Genomic DNA, 6,000 nt, shown 5'->3' on the forward strand with positions numbered 1-6,000 from the left:
GAAGCATCCGGTTCAGGGGCGCAAATCCGCAACTACACTCGGGAAGACATGGAGCAAACCCTGCACCTGCAGGCGCAGGGTTTGGACTGGATCTGTCGGGATCATTCAGGATCGAATCGACTTTCGCTACGGTGCGGCTGGGCACTGCGAAAACGGGGATATGCTCACCCCGGACATGCTGGCCAAGGTCTGCACGCTCGCCAGAGGCGCAGAGCGAGGCTGAGGAAATTGAAAGGAACAGAACATCTGGCAAAAGTGATTGCCGACGTTCAGTTCTACAATGGAGAGCGAGGAGCCTCGTTACCTGAAACGATGATCTCAAACACAGCAAATGAAGATGATTTCGTTTTATCGCCGAAATGTTAAGAGACTGCTTCCGAGAGTAAAAAATTTCACCATGAAATCAGCATCGCCAAATGCATTGCTTAGTGTCGAATAGTTGGTTGGCGTGACACGTAAGACGTATAGCTTCGGTAGCGATTGCTTGTCTCGGGAGCTTCGCTCACGAAAACCAGCGTGAATCCAGAGCAGAGAAAAAATTTGGCCAATGCTACGTGTGGTGTGTTCTCAGGTTCAGGTGTCGACACAAAAGGTTAATTGGTTTCCGAATACCGCTTCTTTTGGTCAATTTAGAAGGATTATGTTTGGAGATTGTGAAATGGATTTTTTCAGGAATAAAAGCGCGGCAAAGCAAGCCATACCCACCAGTTCAAATAAGCCGCGCTCGACCAAATGGCACCGCATGTACTTTTTTCTTGCGGGATTCGACGTGCTGGTTGTTGTGCTGAGCGTGCTATTGAATCACCTGATCGTCGATACCTATCACCGCTCCATCAAGGCAAACCAGTCGTGGGTCCAACAGCTGTCGAGCTATTCAACGCTGGGCAGCCTGGCTTCCACAGTCAATGCGCCGGGCAATAATGTGTTCGATACACATAATGTTGAAGCCGAATCGCGGAACATGGATGAAGCCTTGCGCGCCTTCAACGAGCATTTGGCAATGGCCAAAAAACAGTTGGAAGCACGGATCTCCAATGAGGCTGAACACAGTGTAGATATACAAGCCTTTACCCTTGCATTGAAGGATGAGGTGGGTGCAGTTGATGCCGCGATGGTCGAAATGGTGAACGAGGCCTTGCTGATCTTTTCCTACTTCAGGGAGGGACAGTCGGATAATGCCGGCAAACGCATGGCAACGATGGACAGGAAGTTTGCCCTGTTGCTCGCCTCACTCAGTACCGTGCGCGATCGCGTTGGCCTGATTCAAAGCAAGCTCCTGGAGGAGGAGCTTGAGTCGGTCGAAGAACTGCGCCGGGTCGAGTACGCGATCATGGTGTTCGTGCTACTGATGGTCAGTGCGGCCATGATCTACGGGGGCAAGATCAGGCGCGAAATGGAGTCGCAAGCAGCTGAAAGGGAAGGTTATCTGGCAGTGCTGCGCGAAAGCGAGAAGCAGGCCCGCCAGCAAGCATCGCTGCTGGACAAGGCCCAGGACGCCATTGTCGTTCACGGGATGGATAATCGCATCCTGTACTGGAACAAAAGTGCCGAGCGTCTCTACGGTCTGTCAAAGGAAGAGGCACTCGGCAAATCGGCACAGGAGTTGATCTACCAGGGTAGCGCCGCTTTCAATGCGGCCACTAACAGTCTGATAGAAACGGGTGACTGGGCGGACGAAGTTACACTTCGACGCCGGGATGGCTGCACCATCACGCTCGAAAGTCATCGAACCCTGGTGCGAGACGATGATGGCCAGCCGCAATCCGTTCTGTCGATCAATACTGACATCACCCACCGTAAGACCGCTGAGCAAGAGGTCCAGCGTTTGGCCTTCTACGATCAGTTGACCGGGCTGGCCAACAGGCGGCTCATGTTGGACCGGTTACAGCATCTGCTGGCGGGCAGCGCCCGTACCCTGCATACGAGCGGGATAATTCTCATTGACCTGGATAACTTCAAGGCACTGAACGACACGCTGGGGCATGACAGAGGCGACATGTTGCTGCAGCAAGTTGCTCTGCGCCTTTGCGGCTGCATACGCGAGAGCGACACCGTGGCTCGCCTGGGCGGAGACGAATTCGTCGTCCTGCTGGATGGCCTTAATGAGAATCCTCCAGAAGCAGCTATCCAGGCCAAGGCTATTGGCGAAAAGATTCTCAGATCTCTGAACATTTCCTACCAGTTGGATGGATATGAGCACCACAGTACCCCCAGCCTCGGCATTGCGCTGTTCCAGGGGCAGCTGAGCACAGCGGACGATATTATGAAGCGCGCTGACCTGGCGATGTATCGCGCCAAGGCGGCGGGCCGCAATACCATGCGCTTCTTCGATCCGGAAATGCAGGCGGTTGCCACGGCACGCGCCAGACTGGAAGTAGACTTGCGCCAAGGCTTGCAGGACAACGAATTCCTTCTTTATTACCAGCCGCAGGTGAATAGTGAGGGCCGTATCATTGGCGCAGAGGCACTGATGAGATGGCAGAATCCTGAGCGCGGAGTCGTGTTTCCAGGCGAGTTCATTCCATTGGCGGAGGAAACGGGGTTGATTCTGCCGTTAGGCCGTTGGGCGCTGCTGGCAGCCTGCACTCAGCTGGTTGCCTGGGCAAAGCATTCGGAAACCGCCCGACTGGGTATGGCTGTGAATGTCAGCGCCCGCCAGTTTCACCATCCGGACTTCGTCGAGGAGGTACTGCAAGTACTGAGATTCACGGGGGCCGATCCGAAGAAATTGAAACTGGAACTGACCGAAGGCCTGCTGATAGAGGATATGGAAGGTACTGTCGCCAAAATGATCGAGTTGAAAGAGATCGGCATAGGCCTTTCGCTGGATGATTTCGGAACCGGCTACTCGTCATTGTCCTACCTGAAGAGCCTTCCACTGGATCAACTCAAGATCGACCAGTCCTTCATCAGAGATGTGCTGGTTGATCCCAACGACGCCGCCATCGCCTGCGCGATTGTGAGCCTGAGCCAGATATTGGGGCTTTCGGTGATTGCAGAAGGTGTGGAGACAGAAGCTCAGCGCACCTTTCTGGTCAAGCATGGCTGCCAGATCTACCAGGGCTTCCTGTTTTCCCCGCCACTGCCGGTCGAACAATTTGAGGAGTATGTTCACGAAAGATTAATGGCGAGCACTGATTTCCCACGGACCAAGACTAAATCGCCATAACTTCGCAGGTGCCTGGGAACGTCTGCTTTCGGCTGTGGATTCAACCCAATGCGGATGATAAGAGGTTGACTCAAATGTGGCTCGCGCCCGCAACTTTCAGAGGTAGCCTCGAACACCTACCTCTCGACATCCAGCTAACCCCAATTGGCACGTCGTGCCTATCGCCCGCAATCCGATTCCCGGCGTACGGATTGCAATAACCGATTGAGAGAGTCTGGTCACCACCGATTGGAATGAAGTGGTGCCTCCCACTGTGGCCCAATGCAGGAGAAGGGTGGGGTAGATCGGTCGTGTTGCCGCAGCCCTCAGTCGCCTGTGGAAAGCCCATGCTTGTGTGCGTAGGCGTAAAGATCTACGCGGTTCGTCAGGCCCAACTTGCTATAGATCGATGTCAAATGGTTGCGCAGCGTGTGCTCGCTGATGTGCAGTTTCTCGGCCACCAGCTTGCCAGGGGCTGAGGGGTCGCTGGCCAGCGATGCAATGGTTTGCTGTTCGCGGCGCGTCAGCTTGGCGATTTTGTGTTGCTCCGGGTCTATATCGCGCTCGACTTTCTTGCGCGCCAGTTCAAGGAAGATACGGCTGGTCGCATTTCGGTCGATCCAGAGTTCGCCTTCATGCACTTTTTCTATGGCCTTGAGCAATGTTGAGGCGGATGCCGACTCCCGCTTATCCACCACGCCACGTGCGCCCGCCAGCACCGCACTGTCATGCAGTGCCAAGTCACTCGACCCTGTCACTACCAGAATCTTGGCCTTGGTCCGGCTGTGCAGCTCGGCCAGCGACTCGATACAGTCGTCGCTGTCCAGATCCAATACCACCACATCTGGTGTGTATTGGTGCAGCGAAAGCAGGTATTGCGCCACCGACGCCGTCGATCCCGCCAGCTTCAACCTCGGTTGAGCGCTTTCCACCAGACGCTCAAGGCCCCAGGCCATGAGCGGTAGAGCAACTAACAGGACTTGAATTGGCATGCGGCTCGCTGCCTCTTTAGGCGGGTTGTGTTAGCTGATCATGATAGCAATCGTTGCAGCCCCCGGCTTTTTTCTATAGCGCTTCAGGCACTCCCTCCCATGACATTTGTCCCGTAAAACACTGTTTTCCTGGGTGATTGACTCCCAGAAAAAAGGGATAGCGCGCTCATGTAAAAAACAGAGGCCGTTTTTAGACTGCAGCCATGAAAGACACACACCGAATTGAGCCCCGTGAACAAGTCACCCTGTCGCTGCAACTGATCGGTGGGGGTAGCGGTGTCGTCCGTGACATCAGCGCCTCCGGTTTGTATTTCGAAACCGATAGCGAGCAGCAGGTGGGTAGCTTGATTGACTTCGAGATCGAACTCGACACTCCCGGCGGCCCCATGAAGTTCAAGGCGCAAGGACAAATCGTGCGCATTGAACCGCAGGGCGGCAGGGCCGGGGTGGGCGTGAAGCTACTGGCCAGCCGGCTGGTACCGGTGGAGTGATGTGTTCGTGGGTGGGGGAAGAATCGGATTGTGGCTGTTAGCGGCCCACAGCGGTTTTTTGCTCAGGGTGACATTCTAAGGAGAAAGACATGGCTAGCACTACAACTACCGGCGGCGGGACCGTTACCTCGTTTTCCAACACGCCGCAGGCGAAGGATGACGTCTTCACCACCACTGAAAATCTGCTGGGGGTCGTGTATTGGGATGTCATGTCCAATGACCTCGGCGGCAACGCGAAGACACTCTGGTCACTCGACAACGCGGACAGTTCTACTACTGCCACCAAGACTTATGCTCCGGCCGACCTCCTGACCCAGGATACGGCGAGGACTGAGGCGACGAGTTCTGACACCAGTTTGAATGGTGCAAAGATCTGGATCACCCCGGACGGCAAGGTCGGCTACGACGCCGCCACCTTCACCACTGCTTTCAAGGCTCAGCTCCAGGCGCTTGCTACTGGCGAGTTCCTGACGGACAGCTTTACCTATGCGATTCGCCTCGGCAACGGAACGCTCAGTTGGGCCACCGCGACAGTGCAGTTTTCGGGCGCGAATGATGGTGTGACGGTCAGCATCGGCGAGCAGGCCGGCACGGTGACCGAAGACGCCGCCACCACTGCGAGTACGACCGACTCGCTGACGGCCAGCGGCACGATTGCCTTTAACGACATCGACCTGAGTGACACGCACATTGCGACGTTCGCGCCGGCGGGGGGCAACACTACTTATCTTGGTACGTTTGTGCTCTCGCCGGTAAGCGAAGCAGCGAACGCGGCCAACGGTTCGGTGCAATGGACGTACAACCTCAGCAATGCGGCGGCGCAGTACCTGGCTCAGGGGCAGACAGTAACCGAAACATACCTGGTCACCATCAGCGATGGTCATGGTTCGTCGGTAACGCAGAATGTGACCGTCACGATCACCGGCACCAATGACGGGCCAACAGTGACGGCGACAGAACTTGAAAGCGGTGCGGTGGCCGAAGACGGCACCACGCTGGCCAGCGGCAGTTTCGCCTTCGGTGACGTGGACCTGGCCGATGACGCCCATGTGGCCAGCGTGAGTGCGCCATCCGGTGCGCTGGGTACGCTGGTGGCCACTGTCAGCGACGAAAGCACGAACGACGCGGCGGGCAGCGTGGGCTGGACCTATACGCTGAACAACAGCGCGGCGCAGTACCTGGCCGCGGGCCAGACCAAGACCGAAGTGTTCACGGTGACGCTGACCGACGATTTCGGGGCGGCGGTGACCAAGGCCGTGACGATCACCATTACCGGCAGCAACGACGCGCCTGTGCTCAGCTTCGCGACGGGCCATGATGCCGGTGCGGTGCAGGAAGACACCACGCTCAGCGTGGACGGCCAGTTCAG

General features: G+C 56.3%; 4 protein-coding genes. 3 read left to right on the plus strand and 1 reads right to left on the minus strand.

Features of this window, described 5'->3' with window-relative positions:
* Positions 1 to 658: 658 nt before the first annotated feature.
* The gene (locus tag AC07W4_RS13365) at positions 659 to 3,169 is read left to right on the plus strand and encodes a putative bifunctional diguanylate cyclase/phosphodiesterase (protein WP_495032743.1); all 2,511 of its coding nucleotides are present in this window, start codon (positions 659 to 661) and stop codon (positions 3,167 to 3,169) included.
* A gap of 305 nt (positions 3,170 to 3,474) precedes the next feature.
* On the opposite strand, the gene AC07W4_RS13370 is transcribed toward AC07W4_RS13365, so the two are convergent.
* On the minus strand, positions 3,475 to 4,080 hold the full coding sequence (locus tag AC07W4_RS13370) for a LuxR C-terminal-related transcriptional regulator (protein WP_238538816.1): 606 nt from the start codon (positions 4,078 to 4,080) through the stop codon (positions 3,475 to 3,477).
* A 263-nt stretch (positions 4,081 to 4,343) separates the two neighbouring features.
* Between AC07W4_RS13370 and AC07W4_RS13375 the strand changes: the two genes are divergently transcribed.
* Entirely contained in the window at positions 4,344 to 4,631 is a 288-nt protein-coding gene (locus AC07W4_RS13375) for a PilZ domain-containing protein (protein ID WP_008052937.1), read from the plus strand.
* A gap of 89 nt (positions 4,632 to 4,720) precedes the next feature.
* Positions 4,721 to 6,000 (plus strand): VCBS domain-containing protein (locus AC07W4_RS13380; RefSeq protein WP_495032744.1); only part of this gene is annotated, 1,280 nt, incomplete at its 3' end.

The organism is Pseudomonas sp. GW821-FHT02A08 (genome assembly GCF_059422045.1).

Bases quoted from the DNA above. Each gene is read 5' to 3' on its own strand.
- AC07W4_RS13375 (WP_008052937.1), top strand. From the start codon at position 4,344: ATGAAAGACACACACCGAATTGAGCCCCGTGAACAAGTCACCCTGTCG.
- AC07W4_RS13365 (WP_495032743.1), top strand. From the start codon at position 659: ATGGATTTTTTCAGGAATAAAAGCGCGGCAAAGCAAGCCATACCCACC.